Annotated in this window: 13 protein-coding genes; 2 read left to right on the top strand and 11 right to left on the bottom strand. The window is 51.3% G+C overall.

Features of this window, described 5'->3' with window-relative positions:
* Nucleotides 1–16: 16 nt before the first annotated feature.
* The gene (locus tag AC6I8V_RS26555; RefSeq protein ID WP_497847089.1) at nt 17–2998 is read right to left on the bottom strand and encodes a hypothetical protein; all 2982 of its coding nucleotides are present in this window, start codon (nt 2996–2998) and stop codon (nt 17–19) included.
* 854 nt (nt 2999–3852) lie between these two features.
* Here AC6I8V_RS26555 and AC6I8V_RS26550 point away from each other — a divergent pair.
* Entirely contained in the window at nt 3853–4062 is a 210-nt protein-coding gene (locus AC6I8V_RS26550; RefSeq protein ID WP_497847088.1) for a DUF1471 domain-containing protein, read from the top strand.
* Nucleotides 4063–4274: 212 nt separating this feature from the next.
* On the opposite strand, the gene AC6I8V_RS26545 is transcribed toward AC6I8V_RS26550, so the two are convergent.
* From AC6I8V_RS26545 to AC6I8V_RS26530, 4 genes are all read right to left on the bottom strand, one after another.
* The gene (locus tag AC6I8V_RS26545; protein ID WP_497847087.1) at nt 4275–5876 is read right to left on the bottom strand and encodes a DUF2357 domain-containing protein; all 1602 of its coding nucleotides are present in this window, start codon (nt 5874–5876) and stop codon (nt 4275–4277) included.
* 1 nt (nt 5877) lies between these two features.
* Entirely contained in the window at nt 5878–8139 is a 2262-nt protein-coding gene (locus AC6I8V_RS26540; RefSeq protein WP_497847086.1) for an McrB family protein, read from the bottom strand.
* A gap of 399 nt (nt 8140–8538) precedes the next feature.
* Nucleotides 8539–9360, bottom strand: a complete 822-nt coding sequence (locus tag AC6I8V_RS26535) for an HNH endonuclease family protein (RefSeq protein WP_497847085.1) — start codon at nt 9358–9360, stop codon at nt 8539–8541.
* On the bottom strand, nt 9353–11011 hold the full coding sequence (locus AC6I8V_RS26530) for an AAA family ATPase (RefSeq protein ID WP_497847084.1): 1659 nt from the start codon (nt 11009–11011) through the stop codon (nt 9353–9355). The genes AC6I8V_RS26535 and AC6I8V_RS26530 overlap by 8 nt, the downstream gene beginning before the upstream one ends.
* A 719-nt stretch (nt 11012–11730) precedes the next feature.
* Here AC6I8V_RS26530 and AC6I8V_RS26525 point away from each other — a divergent pair.
* Nucleotides 11731–12471 carry an SDR family oxidoreductase gene (locus tag AC6I8V_RS26525; RefSeq protein WP_497847083.1) on the top strand — a complete coding sequence of 247 codons (741 nt, stop codon included), beginning with the start codon at nt 11731–11733 and terminating at the stop codon, nt 12469–12471.
* A 136-nt stretch (nt 12472–12607) separates the two neighbouring features.
* Here the strand turns inward: AC6I8V_RS26525 and AC6I8V_RS26520 are convergent, their stop codons facing one another.
* The 6 genes from AC6I8V_RS26520 to AC6I8V_RS26495 form a co-directional block, all read right to left on the bottom strand.
* Nucleotides 12608–12823, bottom strand: a complete 216-nt coding sequence (locus AC6I8V_RS26520; protein WP_497846136.1) for a YdgH/BhsA/McbA-like domain containing protein — start codon at nt 12821–12823, stop codon at nt 12608–12610.
* 123 nt (nt 12824–12946) lie between these two features.
* Nucleotides 12947–13156, bottom strand: a complete 210-nt coding sequence (locus AC6I8V_RS26515; protein ID WP_497846357.1) for a DUF1471 domain-containing protein — start codon at nt 13154–13156, stop codon at nt 12947–12949.
* A 213-nt stretch (nt 13157–13369) separates the two neighbouring features.
* Nucleotides 13370–14197: an SDR family oxidoreductase gene (locus AC6I8V_RS26510; RefSeq protein ID WP_497847082.1), complete on the bottom strand. Its 828-nt coding sequence runs from the start codon at nt 14195–14197 to the stop codon at nt 13370–13372.
* 746 nt (nt 14198–14943) lie between these two features.
* Nucleotides 14944–16398, bottom strand: coding sequence for a YncE family protein (locus tag AC6I8V_RS26505; protein ID WP_497847081.1), 1455 nt, complete (start codon nt 16396–16398; stop codon nt 14944–14946).
* A 51-nt stretch (nt 16399–16449) separates the two neighbouring features.
* Entirely contained in the window at nt 16450–16815 is a 366-nt protein-coding gene (locus AC6I8V_RS26500; protein WP_497847080.1) for a DUF305 domain-containing protein, read from the bottom strand.
* Nucleotides 16816–16980: 165 nt separating this feature from the next.
* Nucleotides 16981–17808, bottom strand: coding sequence for an alpha/beta fold hydrolase (locus AC6I8V_RS26495; protein ID WP_497847079.1), 828 nt, complete (start codon nt 17806–17808; stop codon nt 16981–16983).
* Nucleotides 17809–17878 lie beyond the last annotated feature (70 nt).

Genomic DNA, 17878 nt, shown 5'->3' with positions numbered 1-17878 from the left:
AGGTAACGGGCGAACGTTATCCGGTAATCCGGCGTAAAATTTTTGGTCTGAGCGTTCTCGCCGCAACGTCATAATCCAGGGCGATCCCTCGAATCTTGGTCTTATACACCGCCTCCGAATCCGTGCCTGAGGGGACTTTGATTTCATTTATATCCAGTACCCGTGCGCTTTCGCTGACGCCGGAAAGTCCAATCCAGGGGCCGTTATTAACCAGCTGGTATTCAAAGGCGAGGTGTTTCTGCGGGCTATCGTGAACCCGCAGCCTGACAGCATAGATAGGTTCCTCGGGCAGGATCAGGAAACGGTCGTCTACGCGGACCTCACCCTCGTCCCGCAGATAGTCCCGATCCACCTTCGGGTCATTAGGTTCGTCATCCCAGACTTCTGTCGCGCTACCGTTCTGTCTCTGTACGGTTATCTTCATTTTCAGACGGTGATATTCACCATCAACAAACGTACGACCTTTTCCACGTTCTTCGAGTACAAACTCAATCCCGGTCAGGTAGCCGTCGACTTTCAGTTCCCGTTTATCCACGGTTTTCAACTTCTTGCAAATCTGCGCCTTGCCTGTAGGTATGCTTGTGCCGAAGCCCGCGGGCAGGGTCCCTGCCGCCACTTCCTGATACCTGAGGAACTTCGCGTTCTCGGCGTTCAGGCCAACGGGCTGGCCTGACTCACCTGGATTAGTGGCGGCGAAGATATAAAACTTATTAGCCGGCACATCGCCCGTATAGAACATGTCATCCGTATCGCATCTCAGCACTTCTGCTGACAGGCTGTTGCCTTGCGCGATGATGCGCTTTTGCGCATTCAGGGTCAGATAGACATCGGAAGATTGCGAAGGGTTGCTGCTACCAATACGGAGCGCAGAGGTGATTGTTCCGTCCTTTTTTCGATTCCACAGCTGGTGACGCCCACCGATGTCGGGTTGCAGGAGCACTCTGCGTTGTTCCGATCGCCCAAAGCTGTAATCAGCGTCTTCACATCCCTCCACCGACAGTACCAGACCGCCTGGATGGACCAATTTGCCATAGCACTCATAAGCGTCGATGCTTGCCAGGTCTTCCGGCGTCGCTTCATCAATACGCCACAGACAGGCTCCTGACTGAACGCTCTGCCGCAGACGAAACTCAGGTTTCCCATTTAACGGCAGGGTGAGTACGTAATCATTGCCGTACGCAGCATTGTGTAGCTCACCACGACCGGTGAAAGCCCATTTCTGGTAAGGGGAAGAACCCAGCTCACAAAGGCCAAGTGGTAATGACTCTTTTGCTGGCAGGCTTTTCTCTTTCGGAGGTTCGCTGGCACCTTTTGCCGTTTCGCTCTTTTCTGCCGCAACCGGTGACGGTTCAAGGACTGTCAGGGCAAATTCCACCGATTTTTTTTGTCCCGGAAATCCGCTCTTTACCGAAACAGCGCTGACAAGATGCCCTTCCGGCGTGACGCGCCAGAGGAGCTGACGCGTCCAGTCGAACAGCCTGGCTGACAGTTCCGGGGACTGTGGTGTCTCTCCTCGGATTGAGAGGCAATGCTGGCTGGCAGCATTTTTAATCACCACATAATCAGGTCTTGCGAGGTGACCGACTTCGGTGACATAGGCACCATAGAAGAGGAAATAGGCGTTGCACTCGCCCGTCAGATGCGATGTCGTGTTCCTGGCCGCATATTTCTTTAACGTATCCCATACCCGTGTTTTCAGACCTTTACTCAGTACATCAATACTTGGAATAAGTTTTTCACGTTGCACTGCTGCCCATCGCTGGTATTCATATAGCGATTCCGCCCAGCGTCCGGCCTGTTCCACAACGGTGCCCTCGCCGCCAACGGCATGAATGGTGTACGTCTGTGTTTCATCGACAGTTTTGTTACGTGAATCGGTCTGTTTTCCATAATCAGCAGCCACACCGGCTTCAACTGATGCTGTCCATGTTTCCACACCGACCTTGATTTTGGCCGCGAAGCTTGTTGTCATCGAGGCGTCCTGTTCGGTGCCGGTCAGCACCTTCACATCGGTGGCGAACAAGCGGCCACCCACCAGCGTCTGGGTCGAGACAAAATGACCAAAACTTCCCAGCACCGCTACCAATGCCGAAAAGCAGGCTTCGATGCTGCCGTTTGTCAGGGCCTGCTCACAGGCATATTCAAATTCATCGCTGGCGCAGGGCTCAGATTCATCAAACGAGAGTTCAACTTTGGGCAGGAAAAAGTTAGCTGTTGTGTAGATGGTTTGTCCCTTGACGCCGCCATTCTCTGATTCTGCATTGTGATAGGCGCCAGAGACGCCGACGCCGACAGTGGCTGCGGTACCCGCCACCACGTTCAGAGATGTTGAGATATTGGTTACGCCGTTTTTTTGCACCTGATGAAGGGATTCAGATGAGGTGTAGTAATTCTCGAAATAGCCTGAGAAGTTTGGCTTGCGATAAAGAAGGGTGGCAATTTTGCACGACCCGGGTTTTGCGGAGTCATGTCGCTTCAGGACTTCCCTGAATCCACTTTCGACCGGATTAGAGAGACTGTGGTCTATGATCAGGCCTTTATAGAATCCAATCCTGTCGAGCAGGTCTTCCCGCTGTGCGAGGTTAAGGTCAAAGAAATCCGTGGCGCTCTGTAGTTGCGCGTCGTTTTTGAATAACCGGACGAGTTCCTTCTGGGCAAATTGTTGTTTTTCCAGACTAAGACGCTCAAACGTTTCGACCAGCGGTTTGTTGATCTCCGGTGCAGAAACCCGGACGGCATTAAGCAGCTGTGAACGCCTGTCTTTAGCTTCTTTTTCGCGCTGCTCAACAGACTGCTTTTTACTGGCAATTTCTGTTTTCAGCTCTCTTTTCGACAATTCAATGGCTTCGTCTTCCGGCGATTTCTCCTTAGCAGGAGCAGCACGCGCCACGGGAGTCTCCTTCAGTCCAAGCTCTTCCTTCATACGTAACAAACCCTCTCGGGCCTCCTGCTGATCTTTCTCAATCTGTGTCAGGGGTTGCTTGCTATCCTGGGTCATAAGCCCGGCTTCTCCATGGTTGGGTAAATATTCCCCGGAGCCTGTGCGCTAAGGCAAAGACGTCCGTGGTGCTGTGAGTGTTCTGAAACGGCCAGGGGGCGGCGGCCGGGAATTTTATTCACCAGAGGCACGATACAGGGAGGCGCGCACCGTGCAGCTTGCCCGCCGTACATCCATTCGCAAACGCAGAGATGGATGAAACAGAGATTGCGGATAGAACGAGAAAAGTAAGAACGAAACTGGCGGCTCTTCGCTGCCTGAAGTCGTAACGTACCATCATTCACCTGAGGGATTGTGAAATAAAACTAATCATATCTGAAGAGGTTAACATGGGTGTATTGGGGGTGATAAGAAGATTTACGCCACGATTTACCGCTATTTCAGGTTATTGAGGAATCGGGATGTCAGTTTACCGGACAATGGGTTCCATTTTTTATTAATTGTATTTACTTATTTTTTTGGCCAGTGACAGCTTTTGGCACTGCTGCAAATCACCCGAACATCCGGATAGCAGTGATGGGATAAAAAGCAGCGGGGGAGAAAATGGCGTTGTATATGGATACGGGGTTATCCGCTGGAGAGTACAGAGAATCTGGACGAATGGGTGGCCATAGTTATGAATGCCGGAGCATCGGGCGCCTCTCTGAAGGTTCCTGTTTACTTCCGCTTCCTGGACCAGACAGACTCGCCGTTTCCCGGCTGTGCCGCGCGATAAATGACGCTATTTTTATATTCAAATATTTTGAATTTTTTCAGCAAAACGATCAGCTTTTAATCGCCGGTCGACAGGTCTATTCTTTCTCACATCGGGGCAAAACGCTCCACCACTTAAAAAAATCTCTGAGGAAATGACCATGAAATCTATCAAAACTTTCGTTGCAGTTGCGGCTCTGTCACTGGTTTCATTCGGCAGCTTTGCACAAAGCATTAGCGCTTCCGCCTCTACGCTGGACGGTGCAGAAGCCAAAATTGCGGCTCAGGCAAAACAGGCTGGCGCATCCTACAAAATCACCGGTGCGCGTGTAGATAACGGTGCTTATCTGTCAGCTGAACTGACCAAATAAGTATGGTCGCATAAGGAAGTGCCAAATCAGGCTGCCCATCGGGTGGCCTTTTTTGTTGGTGTGTCCCGCGCGGGTAATCTCTGAGATCTGACATAAAGGTGAAAGGTATTACTGATTGTTAAGGGGATATCGCATATGTCAGCCCGAGTGAGATTGTCACTCAGCATCAGACATACCGTTCAGGGCGTTTATAGATAGCGTTTTTTGCGGATCTACGCTTCATTTGCAGACACTGAATACTCACTCTTCTGAAGACGCTCCCAAAGTCTGTCGAGCAATACGGAAGCACCCTCAGCAGTATTCAGAGTAAAACATCCCGTCTGATGCTGTTGCCACCAGGATTCACACTCCAGTCTTTCAAGTTCCGCATTGCGCGGGACCAGTAGCAAAGAAAGTATCGGCCGCTTTTGCTGTAATCGCAGGCTATCGTGATAGATATGCGCGGATGTCATCTCTTCAAGAATACGTTTCCCCCGGGAGGTGTATTTACTGTCCAGGCAGATAAACTGTGTTATGCCCGCTCGCGTCACTTCCAGAACAAGGTCAGGCCTGCGCATCGAGCTGACAGAGTAGGGCATGTCGTCATTCTTTAATTGTCGCCTTAACACCGCAGGGAAGGCCTTTTGGCTATGCAGTTTGATAGCCAGGCCATTCTGATTGGCCCGAAGTGTGAGTCTTCCTGAATGTTGCGATAGTTGCCAATGCAGACCCGGAAATTTTCGTTTTAATCCTTCTGCTAACGCGACAAAACACCAGGCCTCATAAACATCCCAGCTGGGTATCAGATAATGATTTTCATCGCTGGCCAGGCCGGATATGCCCTCGCGAAGTATTCTTACGCCCATGCGCCAGGTCAGCTGATAGTGAGGATGTCCTGCAATAGCGTCAAAATCCAGGCCATATGATTGGTCTGAACGCGTAGCTGAAAAAGGCATCTGTTCGACGGTGTTACGCAGTAACCTTCTCACACTGTGCAGATAGTCAATTCTCCTGCCCAGCCGGTCAGCCACGCTGGTGCGGGTATCCGATGTCTCGTTGATTTCATCTCGGTTAATGTGCTTCAGCGCCGTAAGGACCTGCGTTACCCGGCGATCAATCAGCTGTAGCTGGTACTTCAGTTGGCGGTTAGCCGGGGTGTCCCAGGTGATATCAGCATGTGTTGCCTGTACCTGGAATTGATGAATATCGGTAATGCAGTGCCGTGGCTGCGCAGAGCCTCCGGCCAGTAGATCAGCATATCGACCAAGCTGCTGTACTACGGATGGTGTCAGTTGTTTCAGCCTGCCGAGGGGGGACTGTTTTGTCTGCTGCTGGTATCCGTAAACCGGCTGATGAAGAACCGCTTTCAGCCCCTGTTGGTATCGCTGGAAAAACTGCTTTATTCGCGCGTACCGCAGCCAGACGCTTGCATAGCGTGAAATGCCTCCCAGCTGATGTTGCGCGGGTTCACTGCCTGCAAGCCTTGAGCTGTCAAACGCAATGATATCCCGGAGGAATTGCTGATAGGCCTCTTTGCCACTTTTCAACGGGTCATTACTGACGTCTGCTCGCCAGCTAACAGTAGTAACCTTATCGTCCAGCACAAGCTCGAGGTCAACTTCACCGGCATAGAAGCCAGGTTGCCAGAGCCAGTAACCCGCCACTTTTTGCAGACAGGCATCATCAGCATAAAGCTGAGCACCCTGCAATTCCGGGGGGCATTCGATCAGATATCTGCGCAACTCCGAGAATCCTGTCACTGGCTGATTGACCTGATCCAGAACCGCACAGTGTTCTGAGTACCTGTTTTCTTCCGGCCAGACCCTTAGCTTCATATCAGCGCCAGAACCTCATCATGCCTGCGTTTTCTAAATCGGCGGCTAACGAGGCTAATTTGCTCATGCAGCGCTTCAGGCCGAATTGCTCACAGGCCGAATGGCTTGCTCTAAGCAGGTTTCGCAGGCGCTCGCTGTCTGAACCGCGCAGCTTGGGCAGAATGCGCGCGTAGATAACATCGTCCAGGGCATTATCCATTTTGAAAGACGCAGACTGACGCGCGAGAGAAAGATAACTCAGAACGTCCTCAATGGTACGCCAGCCAAAGTGCAACCGTTCAGGCTGCAGGTGCCTCATCAATGTATCTAAAACGTTGCGGACATGGGTCTGTTCATCATCGCTCAAACCACAGGTTTTCCAGCCAGGGAAGGCGCTCAGGTCGATATCCCAGAACTCCATCGTCCATGCTCTGTCCAGAACTTTATCGGACAGGCCGTGGGTGGTCTCATCCATGTTCAGTGTTCCGATGAAAGCCACATTGGCGGGATAACGCATTCTCGCTGGAACACCGTCGAACATGTCATCTTCACTGTGAAGCATTAATGGTGCTCCTGACTCCATTGCAGACAGGAAAGGCGCAAAGTAATGCTCCGGATGCGAGAGATTCATCTCATCGAGAATGACCACAAACGGTCTGTCTGGTGTATTTGCCGCTTCAAGCAGAAAGTTTAACAACGGGGTACGAGTGTAGCTCTCAGGGCGCAGGGGATTGATATAGCCTAAAAGGGCCGAGGGATCGTACCAGCCGGGCAGCACGGGCTGTATGAAATAGGACTTCTCATCCTCGGCAAAGGAGGAGCCAGCATGATGCGAAGTCAGTGCCTGCGCGTACCGCAGCGCAAGCTGTGTTTTGCCTGATCCCGAGAGACCGGCAAGTATTGCAAAGTGTCGTTGTTTGTTCGCCCACAACCCAAGGTGAAGCTGCTCTACCTGGTCTCTCTGAAAAGCGCTGTCCCTGACGACAGCGTTAATGACTGCATTCATATCCAGCGCATGAGCGTTAAATTCAGCAGCAATCCCTTCAGCTTCCAGGTCTGTTTCAATAACCGGCGCCTGTGGCAGAAACTCGGGTTGCCAGGTAATCCGGCTGGACCACACTTTGCCTTCATCGGTCAGGCTATATGCTTTCCGGTCATCCTTCTCCACTAAACCCAGCTGAATCAGCCAGCTGAGTATCGAACGCGGTACCGTCTCAGATGTCCACCCCGCATGAACCTGCCGGAGTAGTGCCAGCAGTTGCGAAAAGCTTTTACTCTCGTCATGCATCGCGCGTAAAACATGATCCACGCCGAGAATATGGGTGATCATGACAGGAATAAGCTCCTGCGGGTCCTGCGTTCGGAGAAAAGCTGCTCCGCGTGAGGACAGGGAGAACAAATCCCGGTCTTTTTCAATGACGAAAAATTCATTGCTGAGGATGCTGATGATTGTGCTCAGGGTGCTGTTTTTTGAGTCGGGAAATTCTTCCTGAAGGAAATCGATCAAATCATTGCGAGTTTTTGGCGTTTCCAGAAAATAAAGCACGCTTTTTATTGTGCTGATACCGCCTGTTAATGATGTCAGCCCCTTACGACGCTGCTCTGCCGGTCTGTGCTGCAAAGTAATGTCACCGGATTCGCCTAACTCTTCTGATTGTTCCTGGTTTTCACTCTGCTGTATTTTTCTCAAGGCTAACCAGGGCAAGGTCATGCGCGTTGCCACAGCCCTCATCTCATCGCCCACTTCCCCCAGCAGGCTGTTCATCCGGTCTGTTATCGATAGCTGCAATCTGACAGCGGTGTAGTCAGTCGTACCAAACCAAATCCGGGCAATGTCATAGGCTGGGGTAAAACTACTCAGACTGGTTATCCTGCGCGGCCAGAGAGCAGCCAAAACGCGCATGGTCTTTAAGTAGGGCGTTGCCGTCGTAAACGGCCTGATGCGCTGTAGTAACTCCTGGTAAAAATTCTCCAGCCAGAACGCACAGGCTTCGGGGTCTTTGTTATCCAGGGATTCCAGGGATTGTTCCGCCACCCAGCGGCGGAACGAGTCATCAGCAATGGCATTGCTGACATCAATCGCCCCCTGCGCAGCGTTGCTGATCGGGTTTAAGTTCCAAAGACGTTGCTGAAACTCGACAGACGAACGCGTCTCAAGATCAGCCTTACTGACATCAACAATAAACTGGTGGAGATTGGTCAGCCACACCGGGCTTTCAGCCCAGGGGTCAATGGTATTGAGGAGTTTTTTTAAGTTATCGGGATTGGTGTAATCAGTGCGCATGATGATGTCCTTGCTGTGAGCAATCAATGCGTGTCAGCCATCGGCTCTAAAATACAAAAACATGTTTATATCATTGCGTGCGGAATAATGCAGGCCTGAGGAGACGATATGGCACGACAGAATGAGATCGACAGGGTTTGAATGAGGATCAAGCCCGAAAAATCGGCCTGTACTGATATTGAAAAGCCACAGGTATCGCGCGTGGTCAATCCGGGCGGCATTCTCTCAGGCGGCATGTATCCGGCCGAAACGGCTGATTCCGCTTAATTTACCACCACCAGGGGGAAGCATAAGCGGTAGCTCAGCCTTCAACACCGGGTGTGGCTGAAGGGCCGGTGGTTTTCTGCATTCAAACAAAAGCAGCTGCCGCATTGCGTAAACTGCGGGGGTTGACTCCGGTCACAGTAACGGGGCCAGGCCCAGTGAATTAATGTAGGGTCCCAGCTTATCTCTTGTGAGGCTGCGCGCTAACGCCAGATAAGGGGCTGATTTGTCCAGCATAATAAGCAGGTCATTAAGATCATCAGCAGGATCTTTTCCTTCCTCAATATCCCGGATAATACGTCTGATGGTTGATTTGATAAATATAGCTCTCTCCGCACGGGACTTAAGAAGTTCCACGCGTGTCAATCCGCATATTTCTATCGTTGACTCTCCCTGCAGGCTGGGGAGACCATTTATCTGAACCGGCTCGATGCTGCCGTTTTCCAGTAATCTGATGTGCTGCTCTGGGTCTGTTAAACAGGGATTAATTAAAAGTGGTTGTTCAGACTTAATACTGCGCGGGCCTTTTGCGCGTGACGCTTCATTTTCCAGTGGGAAGAAGCAGCCTTTGCCGGTCAGACTCCATGTCACACCATCTTCAGCCAGCTGATTTCTGAGTTGATTACAGTCAACACAGGAGATGAGGAGGTTGTTCCAGCTCGCTGCCAGCCAGTAATAGCCCTCAATTTTATGTACGGCTTTACCGACTTTGATATGCACTTTACCTTTAGGCCGGTAGTGTTCAACGTCTCCGGCTCCATTTAGTCTGGAATCACAAAAGGCACACTTTAGATTAAATATGTCATTAAGCGCTTTTTTGACATACAGGTTTGAATAGACTTTGAAACTGAGTGTTTCACCGTTTCGGTATTTTACGCGATTGCGACGTAGCTCCTTCGCCGCATCTTTTCGTAATTCAGCGGGTTCGGAACCATCCGGGCGGTTTATTTTAATCATGATGCTTCTCCACCCTGTTATCTATTTCATTCATGATGCGACGAAGTTTAGAAATTGTTCCTTCCGATAACTCTCTGGCGCTCACTGATGACTGATAAGGGATGGCGGTTGCTGATTCCATGTCTATCAGCTTGAGTGCCAAACGTTCACGCCGTGTCTCGCCGAGATAATCTTCATCTGTCAGTTCGCGGATCAGTTCATCCAGGCGAGTTTCCTGTTCTGCATCTCGTGATGTAACGGACAGCAGATCTTCATATTCCTTAATTCTCTCTTCCTGAGAAGGATCGACCGTACTGCGCAGGCCAAAATGTTCAGATTTGAGTAGTTGCTCAACGTGGAATCTGTCGACCGGAGGTAGGTCTTCTAAGGCGTAAACTCGCCTGGACTTGTCGCGTCGCAGCACCGCAACTTCCCCTTCCTGCAACCCTCTGAGGCAGAGAGGGTCGTGCGTGCTGTAGATAAATTGAATGTTCGGGAAGGCATTGCGTAAGGCGGTAACATGCTGAAGGCGCCAGGCAGGATGGAAGTGATTTCCTAACTCATCAATCAATACAATTCCCTGGGCAGATTCCATGGAATCATAGACATCATAGAGGATCTTCATCATGTCAACGGCGATGCCGAGCATACCCTGATAGCCATCACTCAGTTCGCTGAATTCGCGATAGGGATCGTTGCATATTGAGATCCTGACCTCATTATCACGGCCAATTTGCAATTCAAGCTGTTGATCTGCTGGCAGCAGGTTGTTCAGAACCGAATTGATGTCAGCAACCCGGCTCTCATCCTGTTCAAGTAACCACGCCTTAGGGTCTGTCAGTGGCAGGAAAGGGTCAAAAAGGTTATCTATTTTGGCAAACGCTTCCCCGGACTTGCTTTTCCGGTTTTTTGACGGCAGAAGACGGGTGGCGCCATAGGCCAGAAGAAGCGATTGAGGCCTCTCATGGCTGAGTGCAATGGGTTTGTTTCTGGTTAAGGTCATCACATATTCTGACCTGTCAGCACAGGTCACCTTAACCTCTCCGCTATAGGCGCGTTCCGGGAGAAAACGGTTACTGGTAAGTTTTAACTTACGCAGATAATTTTTACCGCTGAGAGTCATGGCGATCGCGCGAAGGACGGTACTTTTCCCAACCCCATTTTCACCCAGCAGGGCAAAACAGGGAATTCTGCTGGCATTGGGCGCGCTCAGATCCAGGCTCAGTTTCTCAACAGGACCGAAATTGATGATGGAAATCTTTTCTATATAGCGAGCCTGCGCGCGATATTTTTCTTTATCCTCTTCACTGGCGCTTTCAGTTGAAAAATCGGAAAGCGAAGTTTCATAACTTTCCTGCTGCCTGATCAGTTGTTCATTATCAGCCGGCATACGTTCAGTCAGAGATTTGCCAGAAAGTAACTGTCGCCAGACGAGAGAATAGGGCGATCTGCCCGCCGCATTCTCAGCCCGGGTTATGGATGTGGTTTCCTGAAATTTTTGAATTTCCAGTTGGCGGGCGAGGACCAGCGCTTCTCTGTTCAGGATCAGCGTCTCAATTGTTGTGAGTCCTCGCTCGGTCAATCCAATCAGTCTGCCATCGGGCGCTATGGCAAGATGTTCATCCGGATCATCATGGCAGGGGTCAAGTAGCAGCGGTTGTTCAAAAGCCATGACCCTGTCATAGCCCCAGCCTTCCGGAGCAGACTCTCCCTTTAACGGGAAGCGCGCGCTTTTATTCCGGTTGCATACCGGGCAGGCTAAATAGAGGTTTCTCCAGTCGGCAGATAAATACCATTAACGATGAGAATGTCTTCCTTCTCTATCCAATACCGTGCCTTTGGGCCTGAATTGTTCAATCTCACCTTCACTTGATAATCCGAGCTGTGATTCACAATAGCAACATTTGTATTCAAATAGCCGCCTCAGTAGGTCAACTAAATGAGGATAATCGTGTCTGCCCAATAATTTTGAATACGGCATGAGGGGAGACTGCCGAAGTCGGACGATTTCCCTGGTCTGATTTGTCTCAGCATCCTCAAGTGCCAGGTAGGGGAGTAAGAATGAAGGACACGCAGGGCGGAGGACCAGTCTCATTAAAAATCCTTTTTAAGTTGCTGCCGTCATATTCAGGCGGACTACTGAAGTAGATGCGAATGCGAATTGATGATTTCTATCGCAGCCTGAGATGAGCGTCCAGAAATTCTTCATTCTCACAGCAAAAAACGCACTAACCGAATGACGCAGAATGGCTTCCTTTGCCTGAAATTTTCACCCCGCGCACCTTGATTGACGGCGTTGAAGTTCTGCCTACCGTTGCATGCTGAAACAGATGACGGTCAGTAGGGTTATGGGTAAGGTTAAAGGCCATTAAACCGTCAGAGGGATTTTTCATGGGTAGATTTCACGGAAAACGGGTACTGATTACCGGCGGCACCAGTGGAATGGGACTGTCCGGCGCGCTGCGAATTGCAAGAGAAGGTGGCCAGGTCGCCATTACAGGGCTGAATGAAGAACGGCTTGAGCGCGCCCGTAACATGTTACCGGCATCGACCCTTATCCTGCAAAACGATGCCGCGAGTGAAGCGGACATTGTCGGGCTTGAGGCAGCCATCCGCCGCTGGGGCGCCATTGACGGATTATGGCTGAATGCCGGCTATGCCGAGGTAGGTGCACCGGAGTCCGTTACCGCAGACGCATTCAATCGCATCATGAACGCCAACGTTCGCGGCCCCATGCTGCAACTGGCGGCGCTCGAAAAATTCCTTAATCCCGGCGCTTCAGTTCTCGTCACCTCCTCATCCTCCGTGTATGAAGGTGCCGCAATGACCAGTCTGTATGCGGCAAGCAAGGGTGCGGTTATCGCCATGGTAAAAAGCTGGGCCTCTGCACTTGCCGCACGTCAAATCCGCGCCAACACACTGGTACCCGGCCCGATAAATACCAACTTCAGACACTTTATGCCGGATGAGGCGCGGCAGGCATTTGAGGATTTTGTGGTCAGTCAGGTTCCACTCGGCCGGGCCGGTACGGCAGAAGAAGCTGCGGCCGTTGCGCTTTTCCTGCTTTCCGATGAGGCAACCTACGTCACCGGCAGCCAGTATGCTGTTGATGGTGGGCTGGTGCATTACTGATCCTGTTGTATCTCGATGCCGCTTTGCGACGCTGACTGGCGCGGATTCCCGCCAGGCAAATTTATGCGGGAGCCAGAAGCGAAAAAGGCCGCCCCTGAGGGCGACCTTTTCCGGCACTTCCTTTTGCGACCATCCGTTATTTATACAGTTCTGCGGTCATGTGAACACGGTTATTGGTGTTCGCTTCGGTAATTTTGTACTGATCGCCCTGCTGTGCTGCCTGAGCGGCGATTTTCGCTTCCGCACCGTCCAGCGTTGAAGAGGTCACGGAGATGCTCTGAGCGAAGCTGCCGAATGACATCAGGGAAAGAGCGGCAACAGCGGCGATAGACATAGCTTTGATAGTTTTCATGGTCTTAATCCTTAATTTGTATGGTTAGAAGGTTGTGCGCCTTCGATGGAAGTAATAATAACCATAGTTATCGTTTCTTAATTGATAATTAGTGCGATAACTGTGATCGTGCTAATTATTACTTCATTTAGTCAGTTCAGCCGACAGGTAAGCGCCGTTATCTACGCGTGCGCCGGTAATTTTGTAAGATGCACCTGCCTGTTTGGCCTGCGCCGCGATTTTGGCTTCGGCGCCATCCAGCGTTGAGGCGGAAGCGGTGATGCTTTGTGCGAAGCTGCCGAAAGAAACCAGGGTCAGAGCCGCAACTGCAACGAAAGTTTTGATAGATTTCATGGTCATTTCCTCAGAGATTTTTTTAAGTGGTGAGGCGTTCTGCCTCGATAGGAAAGAGAATAGACCTGTCGGCGGATGAGTAAAAGCTGAGCGTTTTGCTGTAATAAGTCAAAATATTTGAATATGAAGATAGCGCGATTTATCGCGCTGCGACGGATGCCTGCGCTGGCTGACTGTGGGTGCCTGCGTACAGCCAGTAATATCAATATACTGTCAGGGGTGTAATTCTCCGTATTTATAGGAAGCCGTTGCGCCGCCATCAATCAGAAAATCGCTACCAGTAATATAAGTACCATTAGGGCCAAACAGAAATTCTGCCATTGCGCCAATTTCATCTGGCGTACCACCGCGACCCGCCGGAGATTTATCAAGCATATTTCGGTAAAATGCGCCTCTTTCTGCACTGTTAAGTTCGTCATAGGCTAGGGGTGTAAAGATAATACCGGCGCTGATGCAGTTAATTCGGGCACCTCGTTTCCCCCACTTCACCGCTTCAGACATAACGCGAAGTGCATTACAACGCTTGGATATCTGATAAGCATATAAGCTGTCGTCAATTCCTTTCACTAAAGGTATTTCAAGCAACTCTTCAGGTGGTAACGTTGCCAGATCATCCGCCTGAGCCTGAGTCAGGGCGTCTACGGCTAAACGATGGCTGGATTGCGAACCTATCATCACGCAAGAACCTCCAGGCGCGACAACTTTGCCAAATTCTTCAAAAAGCACGGCGCTGCCAAATAAATCAACGCGGATAAGATCCTGTGCTTTTGCCTGTGAAGGCGACAGTCCTGCTGTATGAATAATTCCTTTAACTTCGCCTAATTCACAAGCTAATTTCACCAGCTGCTGTATAGACTGGCGTGAACTGACATCAACGGTTGTGGTGCTAACCTCAAAACCAGCACGAGAAAGCGCTTTTTCAGCGATTAGCGCATTTTCTGCTTTAATATCGGCCAGAAGAATATGTTTTCCGATACTAACCCGTCGCACAATTGCCTGTGCAATTGAACCGCTGCCAATGGCAACAATAATGTCTTTCATAAATTACCTCATGCATTATTTATAACCCTGACCATAATGGTCTGTTTTCAATTTATGCAGGGTAGCATATAAGGAAGAGGCGCATTAATAAGGTATAACACTGGCCCTTATGAATTACATTCATAAAATGTGATTATGGCTTTCTTCCCCTGGCATCGCATGGGGCCAGGGAATCGTGCATCAGTGAGATTTATCTCCTAAGGTACGTTCTCGTTCCATTGGCCCTCAAACCCCGACGATGTTTCTGATAGGTTAAGTTATAAAGTATTTAGTTAGTTACAACAAACAAATCACTTTCTGGTAAAATCCAGCGCCAGAACCCGCCATTGTGCCCCTCTGGATTTAACACCTGCGCAGAACATCTGTATCGAGCCAGTTGCAACCGGGTCCCATGTCATCCTGAAATTCCGAGTGCCCATTGGCAAGCCGCCCCGCGCGGGCCGAAGGCCCGTTGGTGTTGAGTCGCGATAAATGTTTGTTGTAACTAAGCCGCTAACCTTTCCTGTCCGTTACGGACAGAAAAGGATAAGCCCCCGGAAATCACTGATTATGTGTCGCAAACGCCACAAAATCAGCTCACCGGGGCGATGGGCTTAGCGGTGAGTTTATCATTGCTGACCGTCCGCACGGCTTAGCAGGCGATTCCCCAAGTTGCGCATGGCGCATCAGGAACGTAAAAACCCGCCTGAATCAGCGGGCTTTAATCACGGATGGCTCCCATAACTCCAGTGGGGTTCAACCCGGCTTCAGGGAACCTGCACCTGAACGATCTCGCCGTGCTGGCTGCCGTCGCCTTTGGCTATCACTAGGTAGCGACGCTCATCCGCGTGACGGGCATCGACTATCTGCCGTATCGGTCCAACCGCGTTCACGATGGCTGCGCCCGCAGGATTGGTCATAAAACGGGTCAGCGGCTCCAGTTCGCCCTTACCGTCGGCTGCTGAGGAGAGTGCCAGCAGATAGGTCTGTTTTGGTTCGAGTCCGGTGGCCGACGCCTGAAGAACCTGTGTGATCCCCTGCTCAAACAGCGAAACGGTTGTCGCCGGCTGAGCATCGCGGGCGGCAGTGACTGAATGGAGGCGAAGATGCGTCGCCTGGCCTGCCACGCCCAGCGGCTGTAATCCCTGCATCCCGTCACCTTCCGCAACCGCTCCAGGTACATAGGCCACGGCCTGCGGTGCCTGCCCGATCGGAATCGTCGCGATGACTTTATAGGTTGCCGTGTCGATAGCCGCGAGCGCATCGGCATTTTCAAGCCCCACGTAAATACGCTTGCCGTCACCGGATGGCCACAGGCCGTGCGGAAGGTTTCCAACCGGGATAGAGGCAACCTGCGCGAAGTTATCCGTGCGGTACACGTTCACCCTGTTGAGTCCACCCACGGTGACCCAGGCGAAACTGCCGTGCGCGTTTTGCACAATGTTGACGTGATTGGTGATAGGACCGGCATCCAGCGTTTTAATCACATCAAAAGGCGGTTTAGCGTTAAAGACCTGCACTTTCCCGGTATCTTTAAGGGTAAACCACACCTGTTTTCCGTCCGGGGATGCCGCGATATTCGGGCAGAACGGACTGGCCTGCTTCACTGTTCCCACAATTTTGTGCGTCCGGACGTCAATCACCACGGTTTCCGGGTTGAAAGAGGAGCAGACGTAACCGTACTGCCCGTCAGGCGAGAAAATCTGCATTCCAGGGCCGCCGGGGACCTTGATACGCAGCTTCTCTTCTCCGCTGCTGGCGTCAAGCACGGCAACATAGTCTTCACCGCGCACCGTGACCCAAACCTCTTTCCCGTCCGGGGTGAAGAAGGCCTCATGCGGAGATCGCCCTACGTAGGTGACATGCCTGACAGCATTGGTGGCGGTGTCAATAAAGCTCACGGAGTTTGAGCCAATCGAGACAACAACCAGCGTTTTGCGGTCTGGTGAAAAACCCATGCCGTGCACCAGCACCTGGCCTTTATACAGCGGACTCAGGTTAGCGGGCTGAGGATCACCGAGCCGGATGACGCCGAGCAGCTTATTACTGGCCGGATCGGTCACAGAAACCGTATTCGAGAACTGCTCAGCGGCATAGACGCGGTCGTGGTGGCTGAAAGGAATATCGGGGGCAGAAGCCGCGAACGGTGCCTGACCGGCAAACACGGGCAAAGCAGAGAGCGCGACAGCGGCGGCAAGCGCTGTACGGTAGAGCTTTTTCATTTCAGTTAATCCTGTCAAAAAGGGAATGTGCACGGATGCCTGAACGGATTATCAGCGGGCGACACTGGCCGCTGGCGCAACCTGATCGGGGGCGGCCAGTGCGGGAGGCAGCGGTTTACCCAGCGCCTGATACATCGCGGTGATCTCCTGCTGCTGGGTGACAATGATCTCCTGCGCGATACGCCTGAGCTGTGGGTTTGTGCCGTAGCGTAATTCCGCGATGGCCATATCGATGGCGCCCTGATGGTGAGGGGTCATCATCGCCAGAAAATCCTCGTCGATGTTGCCTGACGGCGTGACATCCATGGCTGCCATCATCTTATCCATCGCGGTCTGGTTCTCCTGCATAAACGCGGTTTCAGGCGCGCTACGCATGGCGGACGGAGAGGCGTGTTCGTCAGCCTTTGCGTCTGCCATAAATAACAGCATCAGGCAGGGATAAATTAATGCAGATAGTTTCAGGCGCATACATACCTTCATTCAGCAATAAATATAAAAAGGATATGGGATATCGGTTGCTATGCCTTATCAATAAAAGGATTTACAACCTCATTAATCCATGAGGTTGTAAGGCGTTATGCGTTACGACTTAATAAATGCAAGGAGATCATTATTCAGCTGATTCTGGTGGGTTGCCGCCAGACCGTGCGAAGCTCCAGGGTAAATTTTTAATTCAGCATTGGGGATAATATCCGCCGACAATATACCTGAGTGGCTGATGGGAACAATTTGATCATCATCGCCATGAACGATCAGCGCCGGAACGGTAATTTTTTTCAGGTCTTCCGTGTAATCCACTTCAGAAAACTCTTTGATACAGGCGTACTGACCAACAATCGAACCCGCCATTCCCTGGTTCCAGAAACTGAGACGCAGACCTTCATTGATCTCAACGCCATCGCGGTTCATGCCAAAGAAAGGAATCGCCAGATTGAGGTAAAAGTCGGAGCGGTTCTCCAGTACCCCTTTGCGGATATTATCAAACACGCTGATATCCGTTCCTTCTGGCCACTGCGCCGTTGAAACCATGATGGGCGGAACGGCGCCAACCAGAACCGCTTTCGCCACGCGGGCGACGCCGTGGCGCCCGATATAGTGCGCCACTTCACCGCCGCCGGTTGAGTGGCCAACCAGCACCGCATTGGTAATGTCCAGCTCATCCAGAAGGGCGGCAAGGTCATCCGCGTAGGTGTCCATATCATTACCATAAGCAGGCTGATCTGAGCGGCCGTGACCGCGACGGTCGTGAGCAATCACCCGATAACCCTGCTGGAGCAGAAAGAGCATCTGCCCATCCCAAGCATCTGAACTGAGAGGCCATCCGTGCGAGAAAATAATCGGCTGTGCACGCTTGTCACCCCAGTCTTTATAAAAAATCCGGGTCGTGTCAGGTGTGGTAATAAAGCTCATGTTTATTTCTCCATTAATAATGTGCAGGTTATTTTTCCTGACTTGTCCGCAATAAATTCCGACATCCATT

The sequence above is a fragment of the Pantoea sp. X-Soil-TKNS-1207 genome (genome assembly GCF_059730485.1).
Note: the sequence above shows the minus strand (reverse complement) of the source record. Positions and strands in the feature narration are given on the sequence as shown.

Coding starts and splice junctions, on each gene's coding strand:
- AC6I8V_RS26540 (WP_497847086.1), bottom strand. CDS start 8,139: ATGCGCACTGATTACACCAATCCCGATAACTTAAAAAAACTCCTCAAT.
- AC6I8V_RS26500 (WP_497847080.1), bottom strand. CDS start 16,815: ATGGCAGACGCAAAGGCTGACGAACACGCCTCTCCGTCCGCCATGCGT.
- AC6I8V_RS26530 (WP_497847084.1), bottom strand. CDS start 11,011: ATGGCTTTTGAACAACCGCTGCTACTTGACCCCTGCCATGATGATCCG.
- AC6I8V_RS26545 (WP_497847087.1), bottom strand. CDS start 5,876: ATGAAGCTAAGGGTCTGGCCGGAAGAAAACAGGTACTCAGAACACTGT.
- AC6I8V_RS26495 (WP_497847079.1), bottom strand. CDS start 17,808: ATGAGCTTTATTACCACACCTGACACGACCCGGATTTTTTATAAAGAC.
- AC6I8V_RS26510 (WP_497847082.1), bottom strand. CDS start 14,197: ATGAAAGACATTATTGTTGCCATTGGCAGCGGTTCAATTGCACAGGCA.
- AC6I8V_RS26505 (WP_497847081.1), bottom strand. CDS start 16,398: ATGAAAAAGCTCTACCGTACAGCGCTTGCCGCCGCTGTCGCGCTCTCT.
- AC6I8V_RS26525 (WP_497847083.1), top strand. CDS start 11,731: ATGGGTAGATTTCACGGAAAACGGGTACTGATTACCGGCGGCACCAGT.
- AC6I8V_RS26550 (WP_497847088.1), top strand. CDS start 3,853: ATGAAATCTATCAAAACTTTCGTTGCAGTTGCGGCTCTGTCACTGGTT.
- AC6I8V_RS26515 (WP_497846357.1), bottom strand. CDS start 13,156: ATGAAATCTATCAAAACTTTCGTTGCAGTTGCGGCTCTGACCCTGGTT.
- AC6I8V_RS26555 (WP_497847089.1), bottom strand. CDS start 2,998: ATGACCCAGGATAGCAAGCAACCCCTGACACAGATTGAGAAAGATCAG.
- AC6I8V_RS26520 (WP_497846136.1), bottom strand. CDS start 12,823: ATGAAAACTATCAAAGCTATGTCTATCGCCGCTGTTGCCGCTCTTTCC.
- AC6I8V_RS26535 (WP_497847085.1), bottom strand. CDS start 9,360: ATGATTAAAATAAACCGCCCGGATGGTTCCGAACCCGCTGAATTACGA.